13 protein-coding genes and 2 pseudogenes are annotated in these 19,043 nt (G+C 45.4%); 7 read left to right on the top strand and 8 right to left on the bottom strand.

Going from position 1 to position 19,043, the window contains the following annotated elements; all coding sequences use genetic code 11:
* Positions 1–30: 30 nt before the first annotated feature.
* Positions 31–721 (top strand): annotated as a pseudogene (locus tag NC980_RS23485) (IS6 family transposase).
* Between the two features lie 204 nt (positions 722–925).
* On the opposite strand, the gene NC980_RS23480 reads toward NC980_RS23485, so the two are convergent.
* The 3 genes from NC980_RS23480 to NC980_RS23470 form a co-directional block, all read right to left on the bottom strand.
* Entirely contained in the window at positions 926–2,533 is a 1,608-nt protein-coding gene (locus NC980_RS23480; RefSeq protein WP_190375366.1) for a hypothetical protein, read from the bottom strand.
* Positions 2,534–2,611: 78 nt separating this feature from the next.
* Entirely contained in the window at positions 2,612–3,808 is a 1,197-nt protein-coding gene (locus tag NC980_RS23475) for a hypothetical protein (protein WP_190375365.1), read from the bottom strand.
* Positions 3,809–4,828: 1,020 nt separating this feature from the next.
* The gene (locus NC980_RS23470) at positions 4,829–5,143 is read right to left on the bottom strand and encodes a hypothetical protein (protein WP_190375363.1); all 315 of its coding nucleotides are present in this window, start codon (positions 5,141–5,143) and stop codon (positions 4,829–4,831) included.
* Positions 5,144–5,729: 586 nt separating this feature from the next.
* On the opposite strand from NC980_RS23470, the gene NC980_RS23465 reads away from it, so the two are divergent.
* The 4 genes and pseudogenes from NC980_RS23465 to NC980_RS23450 all read left to right on the top strand — a co-directional run bounded on the left by NC980_RS23465 (position 5,730) and on the right by NC980_RS23450 (position 9,699).
* The gene (locus tag NC980_RS23465) at positions 5,730–6,242 is read left to right on the top strand and encodes a transposase family protein (RefSeq protein WP_190375377.1); all 513 of its coding nucleotides are present in this window, start codon (positions 5,730–5,732) and stop codon (positions 6,240–6,242) included.
* 27 nt (positions 6,243–6,269) lie between these two features.
* Positions 6,270–6,617: pseudogene (locus NC980_RS23460) on the top strand (DDE-type integrase/transposase/recombinase); the annotation flags it as partial.
* 1,109 nt (positions 6,618–7,726) lie between these two features.
* A complete protein-coding gene (locus tag NC980_RS23455) occupies positions 7,727–8,425 on the top strand; it encodes a 2OG-Fe dioxygenase family protein (protein WP_190375362.1) in 699 nt (232 codons plus the stop codon).
* Positions 8,426–8,439: 14 nt separating this feature from the next.
* Positions 8,440–9,699 carry a cysteine desulfurase-like protein gene (locus NC980_RS23450; protein ID WP_190375361.1) on the top strand — a complete coding sequence of 420 codons (1,260 nt, stop codon included), beginning with the start codon at positions 8,440–8,442 and terminating at the stop codon, positions 9,697–9,699.
* A gap of 409 nt (positions 9,700–10,108) precedes the next feature.
* Here the strand turns inward: NC980_RS23450 and NC980_RS23445 are convergent, their stop codons facing one another.
* Genes NC980_RS23445 through hppD form a run of 5 tightly spaced genes read right to left on the bottom strand, consistent with a single transcriptional unit; the run spans position 10,109 to position 16,392 of the window.
* Positions 10,109–11,272, bottom strand: coding sequence for a pyridoxal phosphate-dependent aminotransferase (locus tag NC980_RS23445; protein WP_190375360.1), 1,164 nt, complete (start codon positions 11,270–11,272; stop codon positions 10,109–10,111).
* A gap of 3 nt (positions 11,273–11,275) precedes the next feature.
* Entirely contained in the window at positions 11,276–13,210 is a 1,935-nt protein-coding gene (locus NC980_RS23440) for an AMP-binding protein (protein WP_190375359.1), read from the bottom strand.
* Positions 13,149–14,072, bottom strand: a complete 924-nt coding sequence (locus NC980_RS23435; RefSeq protein WP_190375358.1) for a DUF3865 domain-containing protein — start codon at positions 14,070–14,072, stop codon at positions 13,149–13,151. The genes NC980_RS23440 and NC980_RS23435 overlap by 62 nt, the downstream gene beginning before the upstream one ends.
* Before the next feature lie 41 nt (positions 14,073–14,113).
* Positions 14,114–15,271, bottom strand: a complete 1,158-nt coding sequence (locus NC980_RS23430) for a homogentisate 1,2-dioxygenase (RefSeq protein ID WP_190375357.1) — start codon at positions 15,269–15,271, stop codon at positions 14,114–14,116.
* Between the two features lie 29 nt (positions 15,272–15,300).
* The gene (gene hppD / locus NC980_RS23425; RefSeq protein WP_190375356.1) at positions 15,301–16,392 is read right to left on the bottom strand and encodes a 4-hydroxyphenylpyruvate dioxygenase; all 1,092 of its coding nucleotides are present in this window, start codon (positions 16,390–16,392) and stop codon (positions 15,301–15,303) included.
* 298 nt (positions 16,393–16,690) lie between these two features.
* Here hppD and NC980_RS23420 point away from each other — a divergent pair, with 298 nt between their 5' ends.
* Positions 16,691–17,578, top strand: coding sequence for a hypothetical protein (locus NC980_RS23420; RefSeq protein ID WP_190375355.1), 888 nt, complete (start codon positions 16,691–16,693; stop codon positions 17,576–17,578).
* Entirely contained in the window at positions 17,575–18,882 is a 1,308-nt protein-coding gene (gene fahA / locus NC980_RS23415; protein WP_190375354.1) for a fumarylacetoacetase, read from the top strand. Before NC980_RS23420 ends, fahA begins: the two co-directional genes overlap by 4 nt.
* Positions 18,883–19,043: the final 161 nt, after the last annotated feature.

Raw genomic sequence — 19,043 nt, 5'->3', positions numbered from 1 at the left:
TGGTTCAACCTTGTTCGCAACTTCCTGCTCATGTATTCCCGGCATCGATTTCCTGCCGAAATTATTAGCCATTGTGTTTGGCTGTATTACACCTTTCCGTTGAGCTACCGGAATATCGAGAAAATGATGCTGTATCGCGGGATCGAAGTGACTTACGAAACGATTCGAGAATGGTGTCAGAAATTCGGACAGCAATATGCCAATCAGCTTCAGCGCAAACGCCCGTATATCGCGGACAAATGGCATTTGGATGAAGTGGTAACGATCAAAAAGCAGCAATACTATTTGTGGCGAGCAGTAGATTCGGAGGGGAATATCTTGGATATCTTGCTACAACGGCATCGGGATACCAAGGCAACAGAGCGGTTTTTTCGTAAACTGCTGAAGAAACAAACCTTCGTGCCACGGGTGATGGTTACCGACAAACTTAAGAGTTACGAAGCCGCCAAACAGCGCGTGATGAAGAACGTGGAACATCGACAGCACAAAGGGGTGAACAATCGAGCTGAAAACTCGCATCAACCGACCCGAACACGAGAGCGACGAATGCGGCGATTCAAATCTCTAGGACAAGCACAACGATTTCTATCTACATTTGATCCAATTCGAGGACACTTTGCACCCCAAACAATATGAACTGAGTGCGAAACGATATCGAGAACATCTCCGCCAACGCTTCGATGATTGGCGAGATGTTGCTTGCCTAAACTCTGCCGCGTAAATTAGACAAATCGTGATCGTAGCGGAACGATTGTACTTAATTCTGGGGTTTTCTCGTTAAGTTGACAAGACCCCTCTGTGTCCTGTTTCTAGCATTTACCTTCGCACTGGTTGCGTATCTCGTGGGGACAGTCCTCCATTGAACAAGGATACTACTCTTAGCGCCCTGTCCGAATTCTGGGTGGCAGTTCATGTTCTCTGCTTTCTAACGCAGTTGAGATACTGGAATCTCTCGTAATACTGCAGTGCCAGAGTTGAGCAGCACTACCCCAAAGACAACTCCTTGTCCATGGTCAGCCTGGTGAAAATTGGGAAAAGCTGCCGCATAACCCTGTCTTATCGCCCAATCGTTCACAGCCCGAAAGCGATCTTCATTGGTTTGTGGGTTTCCCAGTTCAGCCATAGGCACATCACGTACTACTGCGGTGCCAGAATTCAACAGGACCACCCCAAAGACAACTCCTTGTCCGTTGTCAGCCTGATGGAAGTTGGGAAAACCAGCAACATAACCATTTCTCGCTGCCCAGTCATTAACAGCACGGAACCGCTCCTCGTCAGTTGAGGGATTGCCTAATTCCGCCACCGGAACATCCCGCAGTACTGCAGTGCCAGAATTTAGTAACACACCACCATAAACCAGTCCACTTCCAGAATTAGCTTGATGAAAGTTGGGGAAAGCACTCACATAACTATGTTTTGATGCCCAGTCATTCACGGCACGGAACCTCGCATCAAATGACAAGCCGGCAATAGGCGATGTGTTTGCAGCTACAAGATTTAACTGATTATTAACGCTAACATCAGGGAAATAATGATTAACCAAATTTCCTAGCTGTTGGTAAAGTTTCTGTGCTTGATTCGGATCAGCCTTAAACAAAAGCCAAATACCGTCAGGATCGTAATCCGTCTGACTTAGATAAACCAAACCTTGCGAATTCCATTCATTAACCTCACTAAATAGTGAGTCTACAAGCAGCCGCTGAGGCTGGGCTAAGTTCACATAGGCAGAAGCAAGAGTACCCCCATAGTCACTGATTTTGACAAACTCTCCTTCTGCTACCCACAATATGACACCGAATGCTGCATCAAAGATGCTATATATAAATCCTAGTGGACCGCTTGCCCAGTCAGACTTGAATCTTCGAATATACGTTCCAGTTTTTAATTGGCGGTTTTCGACTTCAAAGTTAGCACCTAGAGTGACATCTGCTGCTTGATCAAAGGTAGTATAAAGCCCCCCCAAAGGTTTTTTCTCTAACTTCTGATACCGAATTCTTGCATCTACTAAGATTTCTCGGCGTTCAACATCTATTCCTACATAACGAAAGCCTTTAATAGTAACTCTGTTGTAATCAGTGTTTTTTGGTCTTTGTTCTCCCTGCTTTTCTATAATAGGTTTAATCAAGTGGTCACCACTGAGTAAGATGCCAATCTCTTTAGTATTAGGGTTGTATCTAAAGCCACTAACAATGGTGCCACCGAAACCAGGAACCTTCTTCTCTATTGGGCGAGAAAAGTCCGGAAGCTGTGAAAGGACAAGACTACGACCTCCTAAATCAGCAGGGTTCGACTTTAACTTCAAGGTTTTGTCATAGGCAGCTAGTGCTCCTTGATAGCGTTTTGACTCGAACAATGACGTACCCGGACGCAACCAGTATTCCAGGGTATTAGACTGAGCTTGGGCAATCAGGCCAGGAGTGGATTTTACAGAGTCATTGTGAATCTGTTGGTCTTGATTGGCTGCTAATGCTGAGGCTTGAACCAGACTCAAGGCAGCAGTAGTGATGCCGAGCCATTTGAAGTTGAGTTTCATTTAACTGAATCCTAGCTTAGATTAAGTACTGTTTATCAATACCTTTCGTAGATTGCTGCTATAGATGTTCTCTGCTTTCTAACGCAGTTGAGATACTGGAATCTCTCGTAATACTGCAGTGCCAGAGTTGAGCAGCACTACCCCAAAGACAACTCCTTGTCCATGGTCAGCCTGGTGAAAATTGGGAAAAGCTGCCGCATAACCCTGTCTTATCGCCCAATCGTTCACAGCCCGAAAGCGATCTTCATTGGTTTGTGGGTTTCCCAGTTCAGCCATAGGCACATCACGTACTACTGCGGTGCCAGAATTCAACAGGACCACCCCAAAGACAACTCCTTGTCCGTTGTCAGCCTGATGGAAGTTGGGAAAACCAGCAACATAACCATTTCTCGCTGCCCAGTCATTAACAGCACGGAACCGCTCCTCGTCAGTTGAGGGATTGCCTAATTCCGCCACCGGAACATCCCGCAGTACTGCAGTGCCAGAATTTAGTAACACACCACCATAAACCAGTCCACTTCCAGAATTAGCTTGATGAAAGTTGGGGAAAGCACTCACATAACTATGTTTTGATGCCCAGTCATTCACGGCACGGAACCTCGCATCAAATGACCAATCTATAATGGGAGCTGGATTACTTGCTAATTGATTAGAAAGCCAAGTGGCAAATTGCTTCCCAAAATCGTAAGCCTCCCTCTCCAACTTATTATTTTCGTAATTCTGTCCAGCTCTCTTGTATTCCCTAAAATAATGGAAACCAAATTTACCTGTACCACCTAATTGCTCACACTGCTTAGAGTGTACAAGCTCATGAGCTAGCAACTTAAGTTGACTAGAATCACCGGGTTTGTAGGGGGCATTAACGTAAATTCTTTCGCAATAGGTTTGAGCAGCAGACTCTACTCCACCCACACGAATCCTGTAGCCACCCGCTGACCATTCATCCATCAAGTTAGCGTTGTATACAACCGCAACACGGTCAAGTAAATCTCCAAAATGGGGTCGCAAGTATCGGTTCTGAGTCTCGTCAAAGCCTTGACTGCTGCCGTTATTCGCACGCATCCATTGAGCAGCTGACTGATACGCTGCTGCCCCTGCCTCACCCCACGCCTGTTCAGCAATTTCTCTTGTATGCTTCCTAATGTGCGGGTTACAGGTGATATCCGTCCAATGACAGCCTTGGGCATGAACTGCTGGAGGCATTAAGCTTTCAACACTTAATGCATTCATTCCTACTAAAATGCCGATTAAACCAGAATTAAAAGATTTTCTCATAATGGAGAGTCCTCCCTTCAATCAAGTGCCTTTTGCTCTACAAAACCATCTTTATGCCTGATTAAAAAAATTGGATCATCTACATCAGGAACTACACGCAATTTTTCACTAACAACCCGAATTAACAAATCACAAGCCCTGCACCGGAGCCAAATTTTTAGCCTTCAGTGCAAGGTCGACAGCCCCTTCGCCTCAAATATTTAGAGCGATCGCACATCTAGCTCTTGTTGTCTGACGATCGCATTTTTGTCTCAATCTTAAGAGTGATCGCACCTCACCTTTCTAACTAACACAAAAGCAATCACAATCTTGGCTTTTTCACTTAGAAGGTTGAATACAGACCAGCGTTGTCAACGCTATTTCTGCTGCCCTTGAGGTAAACTTCAAATTTCAACTTTTCACACCCCTGGGGATTAGTGACAACAGTTACTCGCTTCCAACCTGGGCTAGCTCCAAAATCTACGTGATCGGCAGCCGCATCTCTACCTCTACACCATCGCCAAACGACTAAAGTGCCCGGTCCACCTTTCACAAATACTGACGCTCTGTACTTGCCCGAAAAATCCCCTTGAATGTCTTGGAAGATGCTCTCACCACTTGGATCCTCAAACCAGGCATAGCACTTGCCCCCTTGAGCTTGACCACTCTCGCACGAGTGCAACCCAGTGGCCCTTGCAGGACCATCCCAGTATTGTAGTCCTTGTTCAAATGAAGCATTTCGTAATAGGTTTGGGCTCAGCTGCTGAGCGACTGCAACTTCAGAAGCTGCAGCCAAATAACTGCTCGATAGAGACAACCCTGAAATGAATCCCGTAGCTAAAGTCAAAAACTTCCTAAAAGAATGTGAACCTTTTATGGTAGCCATAGTTACCTCACTTGAACTTCAGTTTTTCACGGTTAACGAAGTAGCAACCTTAACATTGAGTACGCCCATTGCCAGGAACCTTATGGCTTCCCCACTTGCTCATATACTCAGGACTGTTCATTATTCCATTCACAACTACTCCGGGTCCTTCTCGTCTAACGTATTGTTCGCCCACTCGAAGATCTTCTAGAGATGCATTGCGATTTAGCAGAATCAACTAACGCATAAACAAAGCCTTTTGCCGTCATGTTTCCTTTGAGCTGACTCCCCCAGTTAGTTAAATCAGCATCTTGGGCAGGACGCTTTAAGATTTGACAATATCCTTGGCGGACAATTTGTGCTGCTCCTACAGAGTTATAAGCTGCCTGAGTTGGAGGTGTTAAAAACCATGTCAAACTTAAGCCTGTACCTAAAGTAAGCACAAAAGAGTTGAAGATACTTCTAGTAGACAGAAGCTTAGAGGTTTTCATGTTGTTACCTTAATTAAAGGGTATGAAAACTGACCAGAGGTCTAATGTTGTGACTTGTTCTCTGCTGCTGCATGAACTTTAGTCCCTGCGGTATCAGCTTTGGCAGTTAGAATAAAGTGAGATCGCTGGATCTCCGGTAGGTTGGGTTGAAGATAAGAAACTCACCCCCTGCAACTACATCCACTACAACCCAGTGAAGCGTGGGTTAGTGAAAGCGCCTAGAATGAAGCTGTTCATATAATAGCTCTACAGGGGGACTTAGGCAGAATCTCTCTACATATCTTCAACAATTCTGGTATTGTCAAGTTGGCTGTGTCGCAAAAAGGTATTATCAACTTAACCACCCAAGGGCTTGCTTGTTGAGAAATCGGCTAATTTTCAAAGGCTAAAAGACTGATTTCTTCGTGACCTCACTTGCCTTCATTCTCAATAAGTAGAACGAAATCCAGTTAAGTTGACAGTACCCTACAGGCGAATGAGTGGATACATAAGTTGAGCAGGGTGCTGAATCAAGCATTGGGCTATGAGAAACAGTTACCAGAGTGCGACGCTCGCAAGCTTGAAGCGATTTTGAACGAGTGTCCAGCTGGAATTTGTTCTCGATGGCACAGACCGAAGAATTAATCGTCCGCAGGATAAGGAGGGGCGAAAAAAGTACTACAGCGGCAAACAGAGAGTTCACGCAGTCAAGAACAATCTGATTGCTGAACGACGCGGCAAAGTGAAGTATCTGAGTGCGACCTATGAGGGCAAAAAGCATGATAAAGCGATAGCCAACGAAGAAGGGTACACCTTCCCCGAAGGTAGTCGCTTGTGGCAGGATACAGGTTTTCAAGGATTTGCACGCAGCGACGTGATTGTATTGCAACCGAAGAAGAAACCGTGCAATCAGGAACTGACCGACGCGGACAGACAACTGAATCGACTGATTTCAAAACAGCGCGTGCCAATTGAGCATCACATTGGCAGGATCAAGCGGTCTCAGATTGTGATGCAGAAATTTCGCAACCGCAAGGAGAACTACGTGGATCAGGTAATGGAGACGGCGTGTGGATTGCACAATTTTCGCCTTGACCACCGCAAGTTGAGATTCGCCTAGTTTGACGAGAGCAGGAAACATAGTTCTGAATTCCTACTGGCTGTTATTTCCGATAAAGTTTACTATTTGTGGCGAGCAGTGGATTCGGAGGGAAATGTTTTGGATGTCTTACTGCAACGGCATCGGGATACACAGGCGGCAGAGCGGTTCTTCCGCAAACTGCTTAAAAACCAAAACTTTGTGCCACGGGTGATTGTAACTGACAAACTTAAAAGTTACGAGGCAGCCAAGAAGCGAGTCATGAAGAACGTTGAACATCGAGCGCACAAGGGATTAAACAATCGAGCCGAGAACTCGCATCAACCGACGCGAGCCCGAGAGCGACGAATGCGGCGATTCAAATCCCCAGGGCAAGCGCAACGATTTCTATCTACATTTAATCCAATTCGAGGACACTTTGCACCCAAAACAACATGAACTGAGTGCGAAACGATATCGAGAACATCTCCGCCAACGCTTCGATGATTGGCGAGAAGTCGCTTGTTTGAAAACTGCCGCGTAAAATTGAGCGAACCTGACGACTGAGGGGTTGTTGTGCTTAATTTTGAATATCTCCGGTTAAGTTGACAATACCTGGCTGACTCATCTTTCCGCTCCAATTCCCATCTAAATACAGAAATCCCTAAATGCCCTGTTTTCGCAATTCAATCTCAACCTGGGTAAGGAATGTCTCTTGTTCAAGTTGCGTATTGACTGGAAAGCGCTCCCAATCTGAACCAACTCGCACATCAGCAAATAGCTGGTCATGATTTTGATGAAAGTGAAGAAAGGCATTGGATTTCCAGTAGAAGATTTCACGCTTTTTTCTTTCAAGCCCTGATATTAACGAAGCCTTACCAGCAATTCTTCTAATCGGTCCAATGCCTTCGAGTCTACGTGTTTCATCTCCTGACTCCGATGATTTGTGCAGCTAGATTAAGGAGATTTCTTTTATTTTCAGTTATTTCACGGGAACTGCCAATCCTTGTAGAACCTCAAAGCTCTGACTCTGGCAATTCCTGCAAAATCCTCGTACTGCCTGACCCCAACGAAGTTGAAGGCAGAGTATACTTATGCTTCACGGGTAATCACGGTTACAAGAATGCTGCATACCCGGTCGAGATCGCAGCGTTAAAAGCCGATGAAACGCTAGCAGCAGAGACAGAATTGCGGCAGAGCAAGTACATGAATAATAATCTGAGGGGTACTCGCTATGGATCGACAATCTTATGAAAACCTCATTACAATAGTAAGTAGACAGGTGTAATCAGACTCTCTACCTCAACATAGTGCCTGTATGATGTTTTGTAACTGACACTGCATTGTTAACTCTGGCAACTTAACTATCGCAAGAGAGCGCTACAAAACATCATATATTTGACACACTGGATTTAGATTAGAAGTAACCGGAGTTTGATTGCTCTCATGTTGTTTCTGATTCAGCGATTTGCTCACAAGCAGTCGATTTATTGATCTGCTTGTGTTGACTGAAATGAGGAAGTCAAATGTTAAATCTATCTAAACTAGAAGAATTTATTAGGCCAGAGGCAAATTGTCTGGCAAGTTATGTTTTAGAGATGTTAACCGCGATCGAGGTTGATAAGTTCCAACCGTCGTTTGCTCATCTCCCAAACGATCCCTACTTAGAAGGTAGCTATCGATTTAGGCGGCTCTCTCACTTCAAAATAGTTGGCGATCGATTAATCAAGTTACCTCACCGTCGCTTTTTCCAGAGCAGGCAATGCAACCCATTGTTAGGAGACGTGATTCGAGAGTATCCTGAGCTAGATGATGAGTTAATTCAACTAGAAGATTTTCAACGATTGATTTGGGAGTTTTTCCAGTTCTGCCAACTGTGTTCTACTTCCCAAGAGATTGGAGTTCATCAGATTCGCACGACTGCATCTCCTCAACAATCTGGTAATCCGGCTCCAGAGGGAATCCATCGGGATGGTGTCGATATTGTTGGAATTTTCTCGGTCGATCGCAACAAGATTGGGGGTGGTGAAACTCATCTTTATAAATCAAAAGACGGCAAGCCTCCAGCATTTAGCAAAGTCTTAAATCCGGGAGAACTTCTCGTATTCAGGGATGCTCAATACTTTCACTACACATCGCCTGTCAATGTGATTGCAGGTGAGCAAGGAACCAGAGATGTATTTGTTTTAACCTGTCCAGGACTATTCCCGCCAGATGAGAATTGAGTTTGGAGCGTCCTATGACTGTTTTTGATCTAGATTGGATTCGCGCTCAATTTCCCGCCCTACATCAAGAAATGAATGGGTATCCAGTCGCGTTTTTAGATGGGCCCGGTGGGACTCAAGTTCCGCAGGGGGTGATTGATGCGATCGCAAACTACTTGACGACATCAAATTCTAATTTGCACGGAGCTTTTGCGACCAGTGCGCGAACTGATGCGTTAGTAGAACAAGCCCGATTAGCAGTTGCGGATTTTCTAGGCTGCCATAGTGATGAGGTTGTGTTTGGAGCAAACATGACGACGCTCACGTTTGCAATGAGTCGATCAATCGGTCGAGAATTGCAGCCCGGTGATGAGATTGTTGTTACAAACCTTGATCACGATGCCAATGTCGCGCCTTGGTTAGCGCTTCGAGAACGGGGTGTAATTGTTCGCACAGTTGATATTCATGAGAACAACTGCACTCTGGACATGCTTGATTTAGAACATCAGATCACGGAACGCACAAAGTTAGTTGCAATCAGTTATGCCTCGAATGCAGTTGGCACGATCAATGATGTTAAAAGAGCGGTTCAGTTAGCTCATGCTGTGGGAGCGTGGGTGTTTGTCGATGCAGTTCACTATGCGCCCCATCGGCTAATTGATGTACGATCGCTAGAGTGTGATTTCCTCGTTTGCTCTGCCTACAAGTTTTTTGGGCCGCATGTTGGCATTCTCTATGGCAAACGAGAGCATTTAGCTCGGCTACAGCCTTACAAGCCTCGTCCTGCTTCTGAAGAAGTTCCATTTCGGTGGGAAACAGGAACACAGAATTTTGAGGGACTTGCGGGAGCTGTGGCAACGATCGAGTATTTAGCTGAGTTAGGAAGGCACGTTTCACCGATCGTTACAAATCGGCGGAGTGCTCTTGTTGCGGCAATGCTAGCAATTCAGAACTATGAGCGATCGCTGTCTGAATATTTGATCCCTCATTTGCTAGAAATTCCTGGGGTGACTCTCTACGGCATCACGGAGCGATCGCAATTGACCTGGCGTACGCCGACGTTCGGAATTCGCATTGCTGGCTATTCTCCTTTTGAAATTGCAAGGATATTAGGCGATCGCGGCATTTTCATCTGGAATGGGAACTTCTATGCTCTGAATCTCACTCAACGGCTCGGAATTGAGAAAAGTGGAGGATTCTTGCGAATTGGCTGCACTCACTACAACACGATCGCAGAAGTTCAGCGGTTATTGCACACGTTGCATGAGGTTGCGGAACGCTTGGTGACAATCTGATCCTCTGATCGGGCTAGTTGTGCAGAATCTTGTTAAGCAGACACCGAAGCGAGGGAAGTGCTTGAATTCTCAGAGATCGGTGTCTCAGCTTTGGAAGCTCGATAGGTGATCGGTTTATACTGAAGTGATGAGCTTCAGAGGCCCACTCTATGAGCTTAAATTGCTTAAATAGTCAGTTTTTAATACTCAGGTGATGAGCTTCCAACACTCAAGTCATGAGCTTAAATTACTCAGGTGATGAGCTTCTAATACTCAAGCCATGAGCCTAAATTACTCAGGATATTAGCTTTCAATGCTCATCTAGTGAGCTTTTTATACTGAAGTAATGAGCATTGGAGGCTCACCTGTTAAGCTTTTTATACTCAAGTAGAGAGCCTCCAATGCTCATATAGTGAGGGAAATGAGCTGACTACAATTTCATTACGGCTGATCGCATTCGGTCGATCGCGGTTTGAAGATTCTCTAATGAATTGGCATAAGAAATTCTGAGATAGCCGTCGCCAAATTTGCCAAACGCTGTTCCCGCTAGTAGTGAAACGCCTGCTTCATTGAGAAAGTAATCCGCTAGCGCGTTACACGGCAAAGGTAAATTTTTCACATTTGGGAACACATAGAATGCACCCGCAGGCTTTAGGCAATGAATCCCTTCGATCGCGTTTAAACCATTGACGACAGTATCTCGTCGGCGCTGAAACTGAGCGACCATTTGATCTAAAAATTCTTGTGAGCCTCGAAGCGCTTCGATGCCAGCAATCTGAGTAAAGGCGCAAGTGCAAGAGTTGCAATTGATCATAAGACGAACAATTCCCTCAACAAGGTGTTTAGGAACAACACCATAACCGAGCCGCCATCCCGTCATTGCATAGGTTTTAGAATGACCATCCAGCAGGATAGTGCGAGATTTCATACCCGGAAATTGAATCAGGCTAATGTGCTTACCTTCATAGAGAATCCGAGAATAGATTTCATCGGAGAGAACATAGAAATTATGTCGATCGGCAAGTTCTGCGATCGCCGCTAAATCTTCAACTTGCAATAAACCCCCTGTAGGATTTTGAGGGGAATTGAGAATTAATAGGCGAGTTCGATCTGATATTGCATTGATCAAATCATCTAGATGAAAGCGAAACCCAACTTCTTCACGTAGCGGTAAAGGAATTCCTCTAGCACCCACAAAATTGATCACCGATTGATAAATCGGAAAGCCTGGATCTGGGTAAATTACTTCATCCCCTTCATTCACTAACGCCATTAGCGTGAAGAAGATAATCGGCTTAGCTCCAGGCGTAACGACAACTTCATCTGGGTGAATTTCGACATTTCTGGTTGTCGAAATATGTTCAGCGATCGCTTCTCGCAATGCTAACAAACCAGCTGCCGGAGTATAGCCTGTATAGCCATCTTTCATTGCCCGAAATGCTGCTTCACAAATTGGGAATGGAGTGGGAAAGTCGGGCTGCCCAATTTCTAGATGGATAATCGATCGTCCTTGAGCTTCTAGCTGTTGTGCTTTGGCAAAGACATCAAAGGCGGATTCTGTTCCTAATCGACTCATTCGTTCTGCAAGTTCCATGCGTTACACCCTCATGAGGTAAATTGTGTTGAACTGATCGCGCAGAACTCGCCGCATTACTTTGTTTGATGAAGTGCGAGGCAAAGCCTCTACAATCACCAAGTCCCAAATTTTAAACAGCGGATTGAGGCGTTGAGCGATCGCTGTTTGTAACAATGCTTTGAGTTCTGCATGTGTTTTCTGAATGTTAGGCTCAACAACTGCATAAACAATAAGCTGGCTCGGTCCGCCTTCAGAAATCACTACACCTTGAGCATTGCGCGGAGTGCTAATTGCTGCCGTTTCACGAATGCCTGCAACCGTGTTTAGCACTTGTTCAATCTCTGCAGAACTTACTTTAATTCCACCCAAATTCATTGTATCGTCCACACGACCACCCATTTGATAGTAACCATTCGGCAATCGCTTCAGATAATCACCATGACGACGCAAAGACAATTGCTCAAGTCCGTCAGCAAAATAGATCTGATGATGGTCTTTATTCAACAATTCTGTAGAAAGTCCGATCGCGGGGGGAATGATAAAGGCTTCCCCTTCATCTGCAGGACGACCATCAGCATCCAGAATTGTAAAATCTAAGCCTAGCGCAGGCGTTGTGAAAGTTGCTGGAATACAAGGCTGAACAAGAGTGCCCGTGATGTAAGCTCCGCCAATTTCAGTACCACCACAGTACTCAATGATTGGCTTGTTGTCTGCGAGAGACATCAAGTACCGCATATCCTGAGAATTAGAGCATTCGCCTGTCGAGCTAAACGCTTTAATTGCGCTCCAATTCAGTCCCCGCATACAATCGGTCGTTTTCCAAACTCGGACTAAACTCGGCACAACACCCAGGATAGTAACCTGAGCAGCCTGGATAAATTGACCATGTTCTCGCGTCGTCGGTGCGCCGTCATAAAGCGCGATCGTCGCGCGGTTAATCAAGCTTGCATAGATTAGCCAGGGTCCCATCATCCATCCTAAATTGGTTGACCAAGCAACGACATCGCTAGAATGAATATCTTGGTGCAAATGCCCATCAACTGCACATTTGATCGGTGTTGTTTGTGTCCAGGGAATTGCTTTAGGATCTCCGGTTGTGCCAGAAGAAAACAGGATATTGATGTGCGCTGTGGGAGATGTTGGAGTTGCATCAAAGACTTCATTCATACTGAGAAAATCACTCCAAGTTAAGTCATCAGATCGCAATTCAACCGTTGAAGCTGGCTGTTGAGAAAGTACGATCGCTCTTGGAGCCTTAGCTTCAACAACTTTGTGATATAGCGGTAGCTGCTTTCCACCCCGATAAATGAAGTCCTGAGTAAAAATTGCTTTAGTGTTCGCGATACGTACTCGAGTTGCAATTTCGATCGCTGCAAAACTATCCGCAATCGACACGACGACACAACCCGCTTTGATAATTCCTAAATAAATTGCTACGGATTCAGCAGTCATTGGCATCGCGATCGCAATTGCATCACCAGGCTGAAATCTTAATTTGACTAAGCTATTCGCAACCCGATTTGTGAGGGACTGTAATTGCTTGTAAGTCCAAGTTTGGAGCGAGCCGCCTTCTGTCTGAAAGACGATCGCGGTTTTGTCTTCACCAGCTTGAAAACAACTTTCGACAATATTCAATTGAGCATTCACAAGCCATTGCGGAAATTCTACACCCTGTGATAAGTCAACAATTTGTGTATACGGCTCCCGAAAACAAATTCCAAGCCGTTGAATCATCACCTCCCAGAAAGCCGCGCGATCGCGAGTTGACCAAGAATGCAGATCTGCATAGGTGTGAATCTTCAAATTCTCCATCAGTGCTGCAATGTTGGTCGCTCGAATTTGTTCGACGGATGGAACCCATGCGGGAGAGAGTGCTTGGTGCATTGCTGCTTCCTCAGTCCTGAATGCCCTGATGGCGATCGTGCTCCAACCCATTCCAAAAAACTGCGATCGCATCTAGAATTTGTTGCCCTCCCTGAATGAATTTAGCGAGATCGAACTCTGGCTTGAAGTACACGGCTTCGAGTTCTTCTAAAGTATGTTCTGCATGTTGAGCTTCCACGCGATTATGCCAAGTGAAGAAAGCTAAACGCAGATGTGGATGCCGAGTTTGTTTGATGCGCGTCAATCCATCTTCTAGCTCTTGCCAAAATCCTGCCGCCGCCCAATTTTCAACTGCAAAGCTAGCACCCTCCGCTACATTCGGATCATCACTTCCATAAAGACGCTGCAATTCATCACAAAAGTGTAGCGTGGTCGAACTACCGTGCTTCCGCTGACCAATCTCCTCATAGTGCAAACCAATCCCTTCTGCAACAGTCGCTAACCACTCAAAATGCGCCGCCCGAAAGCGACAGATCCCGCCATCAACCGTTCCTTCTGTGCTGACCACTTCAGGATCGCCTTCTCGATCTTTTTCCTCCTCTGTTTTGAGCGTTTGTACGTTGTCCGTTCCTTGCAACTTACGATAAATAACGCCTAGCTCATTCAGTAAAACCTCGCGGCTTGCTCGCGATTGCTGAAGCGTTGGCGAGTTAATGACTTTCAATAATGCTGCGATCAGAAATTGATTCGAGAAAACAGAGAACTGGCGAATAAAATGCCGTAATTGCTCATCTGTCGCGTTACCTGCTTGAAGCCAGCGAGTATAAGCGTTATCAGTGATGATAGGATGCTGCAAAAAGTCACGCTCAACTTGGTGAAGAAAGTCCTGGAAGTCATCAACTTGTTGCTGAGTTAGTTTCCCCCGATGCAGGCGCTCCTGAATTCGATCGGAGATAGATAAACGTGTAGAGAAAATAGTGAGAACCGGAGCCATAGAGAGAGTTTCCTCCTTGTGAAACGAACCTGGGGCTGCCCTCAAGCAGCCCAACTGTAGAGATATTGCATGTCCTCTAGCTCAACTGCTTGTCGAGTCAGTTCTAGCGGATGAAACGTGTCGATCATGACAGCAAGTTCATCAGTGCGCTCTTTGCCGATCGAGCCTTCATACATACCTGGATGTGGACCATGCGGAATGCCGTTCGGATGTACCGTAATCGACGATCGCTCAATCCCTTTGCGAGACATAAAATTTCCCTCGACGTAGTAGAGAACTTCATCAGAATCGACATTGGAATGGTTGTAGGGTGCAGGAATGGCGAGCGGATGGTAGTCAAACAACCGAGGGACAAACGAACAAATGACAAACCCCGGTGCTTCAAAAGTTTGATGTACTGGTGGCGGTTGATGAATGCGTCCAGTCACGGGTTCAAAGTCAGCAATGTTGAAGGCGTAAGGATAGAGATAGCCATCCCAACCTACAACATCGAGTGGATGATGATGATAAAGATAGGTCGTAATGCGATCGCGAGCTTTGACCCGCACTTCAAACTCACCCATCTCATCGTGTGGAGTTAATGTTTCTGGTGGGCGCAAATCTCGCTCACTGTAAGGTGCATGTTCCAGAAATTGACCGTATCGATTCAGATACCGAGCAGGCGGCTCAATGTGTCCTTGTGCTTCGATCACTAACATGCGTTGAGTCATATTGCTATCAGGCAAAATCCGCCACATGACTCCAGTTGGAATCACCAAATAATCCCCCGGATGATAGTGCAACTGACCGTACTGGCTTTCTAGTAATCCACTCCCTTCATGAATAAAGATGACTTCATCACCGTGAGCAAATCGATACCAATACGACATAAGCTCCGTGGGTTGTGCAACTGAAATACAGACATCTCCATTTGCCATTAGAGGAATGCGAGATGCGATCGCATCTCCTTTACTCAATGCTTTCTGAGTCTGCAAATGACGGTGGCGGAGTGCCCCAAACTCTTCAAACTCCAGCGAGATCGTCCGCTCTAGAAACACCTTATAAACTTGCGTTGGCGGGTGCAAATGATAGAGCAGCGATTGAATACCCGTAAAGCCGTGAATGCCCATCAATTCTTCGTGATAGAGCGAACCATTTGGCTCACGGAATTGGGTATGTCGCTTGTGGGGAATTGTACCGAGCTGGTAATAGTACGTCATTGCTTGATACCGTGATTTCTAACTTCTGCCTAGAGATTTCCTCGAAGGGCTTGTTCACGTTCGATCGCCTCAAATAACGCTTTGAAATTGCCTTCGCCAAAGCTTTGAGCACCGTGACGCTCAACGATTTCAAAGAACAACGTAGGACGGTCTTCAACAGGCTGTGTGAAAATTTGTAATAGATACCCCTCCTGATCGCGATCGACTAAAATTCCGAGTTCTGCTAGACGATCGATCGATTCATCAATCTTGCCAACTCGTGTTTCTAAATCTTCGTAGTAGGAGCTTGGCACATGCAAAAACTCAACGCCTGCCTGTTTTAGCTGTGTGACCGTTTCCACAATGTTGTGAGTTGAGTAGGCAATATGCTGAACTCCAGCCCCTTGATGAAATTCCAAATACTCCTGAATCTGCGATTTTCCTTTTCTTAAGGCAGGTTCATTAATTGGGAGTTTAATTTTGCCAGAGCCATCCTGCACCACTTTAGACATCAATGCTGAATATTCAGTCGAAATGGCTGTGTCATCAAAGTGAACTAATAACTGAAAGCCCATTGTGTCGGCAAAAAACTTCACCCAATGTTCCATTGCACCTTGTTCAACATTGCCGACAATATGATCAATGGTTTGAAGACCTGCTTCATGATTGGGTAAAACTGAATGTCGAGGTTGAAACTGAGGTGCAAAAATGCCTTGATAGTTCTGTCGATCGACAAACTTGAGAAGGATATCTCCGTAGATGTGAATCGCTGCATACTGCAAAATTCCCGTTTCATCTTCGGTAAGAGTCGGCGGTATTGCAGCGATCGCCCCTCGTGCAGTCACTTGTTGATAAGCATCCACTACATTAGGTACTTGCACTGCAATCACAGCGACATGATCGCCATGCTTCAGTACACTCCGAGCAATAGGATGATCAGAGTTAAGCGCTGTACTCAGAACTAATCGAATTGCGCCTTGCTCCATGACATGCGAGGCAACTTTGCGACTCCCTGTTTCTAAGCCTCGATACGCTGTGTTTGTGAATTTGAAGAAAGTTTCATAAAAACTTGCTGCTTGCCTCGCGTTGCCAACATGGAACTCAAGGTGATCAAAACATAAAATGGGAAATAACTCAGCCATTATGCTCCTCCTGAACAGAGGAAAGATAGTAACGCCTAAAGTAGCTAGCAACTGTAAAGAAGAAGTTGTGAAAATTTGTGAATCTAATTGCAGCTACCAAACGGCTTTGAAGCGGTGTTTAGGTTGTGGATTCCTAAGGCTTCTCAAGATTAGTGTTACTAAACCAATCTGAGAAGCCATAATTAAATTATAGATTTAACTTTTCGGAGTTACTAATCACAAGGATAGATTTAAGAGAGTGCTTAAGACATAAATCAAATCTCCTGCACAGATTGTTCACTAAAGGAGGTGCAGCCGAGTGTTAACATCGCTCAAACAACTTCTTGCGCGGATTGTAGACTATGCTGGAATTTTTCCCCCTGCACAGCTAAGCCTATCTGAAGCAATAAATATTTACGATCGCGCTCACTCTTCTCCACATTGCTCGATGCTCGATCGCTTCGTTTTGCCTGCTACTCGTCTTTCAGAGTTCATCAAGCTTCTGCCCTCTGAAGATGCCTCTTCATCTCAGCCCTGGTCATTAAGCGTGATTGTGTCTAAAAACTGGCGATCAGAATTGGAGCAGATATATCAAGCAACTAAAAGAGACTATAAGCCTTCTATTCAGATTAGCGCCTTGGAAGTCGCCCCACTCCCGCCTGTCGAAATTGAATCAATCAGGTTAGAAATACCTGCTGAAGTAGATACTTTTTTTGAAATTCCGTTTAATGTTGACTTAGAACCCTACCTGGATATTCTGCACCAAATCAGAGCAGGTGCAAAGTTGCGAACAGGCGGTATCATTAGCGATGCGTTTCCTGATAGTACACAACTGGGACAGCGCATTTTGTCTTTAGCGAATGCTCGAATTCCCTTCAAGGCAACAGCTGGATTACATCATGCCTTACGAGGTCATTGCTTCACTCATGCCCCGAACAAAACTTCCACAACAATGCACGGTTTTTTGAATGTTGCGATCGCTTCAGCCTTTGCCTATCAACAAGCCATCCCACTGAATGAAGTTGTGGCAATCCTTGAGGAATCGTCGATCGATTCATTTCAACTGAGCGATATCGAAATAGGTTGGCATGAGTTCTCCCTTCCGATATTGGTGATCGAGCATTCTCGACAACAATTCTTTCGATCGTTCGGTTCTTGTTCTTTTGAAGAACCCATTCATGAACTTTACGACTTGAAACTTTTATGATCTGCGCGATTGATTCCACTCACGATCCAAATTTACGGAGTTGGGTTAACTCCGCAAATCAAGCTGACACTGATTTCCCAATTCAGAATCTCCCTTTCGGAGTATTTCAAGAACGAGGTCGCTCTGAAACACCTCATATTGGGGTTGCGATCGGCGATCAAATTCTAGATCTAATGGCTTGTCAAAAGCTTGGGCTACTTGAGGAACTACCAGACGCTTTGAAAGCTGTGTGCTGTGCTTCGACTTTAAACTCATTGATGGCGCTGGGAAAAACAGCCTCCTTACGCTTGCGCCATCATCTCAGTCAATTACTTCGTGTTGGACAAGCTCCCGATAGCAGAATCCTTGTTTCGATGTCAGACGCACAACTGCTTTTACCTGCAACGATCGGCGACTACACAGATTTCTACGCCTCTATTTTTCACGCAACCAATGTTGGTAAGCTATTTCGCCCCGACAATCCCCTATTGCCAAATTATAAATATGTCCCGATCGCTTATCACGGGCGGGCATCGTCAATTGTTCCTACTGGCACTTCTATCAAACGTCCCTACGGTCAGCAGAAACAAGCAAACAGCTCAACTCCGACGTTTGCCCCTTCTCAAATGTTGGACTATGAGCTTGAAGTCGGTTGCTTTGTAGGAAGGGGGAATGAATTAGGAGATACAATCTTGATCGATCAAGCAGAAGACCATCTATTCGGCTTATGCCTCGTGAATGATTGGTCAGCACGAGACATTCAAGCTTGGGAATATCAGCCTCTTGGCCCTTTTCTGTCAAAAAGCTTTGCCACTACAATTTCTCCCTGGATTGTGACGATGGAAGCTCTTGCCCCATTTCGAGGCTCTGCATTTGCAAGGTCGGCCGATGATCCACCAATCCTGCCTTATCTCAGATCATCTACAAATCAAAGTACAGGTGGTATTGACATAAGGCTAGAAGTAATGTTGTCTTCTGCACGAATGCGTCAAGAGAAAATAGCACCTGTGTGTCTAAGCCAGAGCAGATTCCAACACATGTATTGGACAGTGGCACAAATGCTAACTCATCACGCTAGTAATGGCTGCAACCTTCGTCCTGGGGATTTATTTGCTAGCGGAACGGTTTCAGGCAATGAGGCAGAAGCTCAAGGCTGCTTGTTAGAACTGACGCGACGAGGAACACAGCTGATCGTGTTACCGAGTGGAGAAATGAGATCGTTTTTAGTAGAAGGAGATGAAGTTACGCTTCAGGCTTATTGTGAAGAGGAAGGCTATATCAAAATTGGGATGGGTAAATGTCAGGGCATTGTTGCTGGAACTTGACGGACGAATTTACTGCTGAACTCGACGTCCCACTATTCCCAACGGTATTGATGCTCCTATAGATGTCAAGTGTTTTTTGTGTTCTTAAGCCTGAGTCACGTCAGGCACTTCGGAAGTTGAGCGCGTTTTGCGAATGATGTGATAAATCTCCCGTGCTACAT

The organism is Leptolyngbya sp. AS-A5, from assembly GCF_039962495.1.
GTDB lineage: Bacteria > Cyanobacteriota > Cyanobacteriia > Leptolyngbyales > Leptolyngbyaceae > Leptolyngbya.
This window is presented reverse-complemented; position numbering and strand designations above follow the sequence as displayed.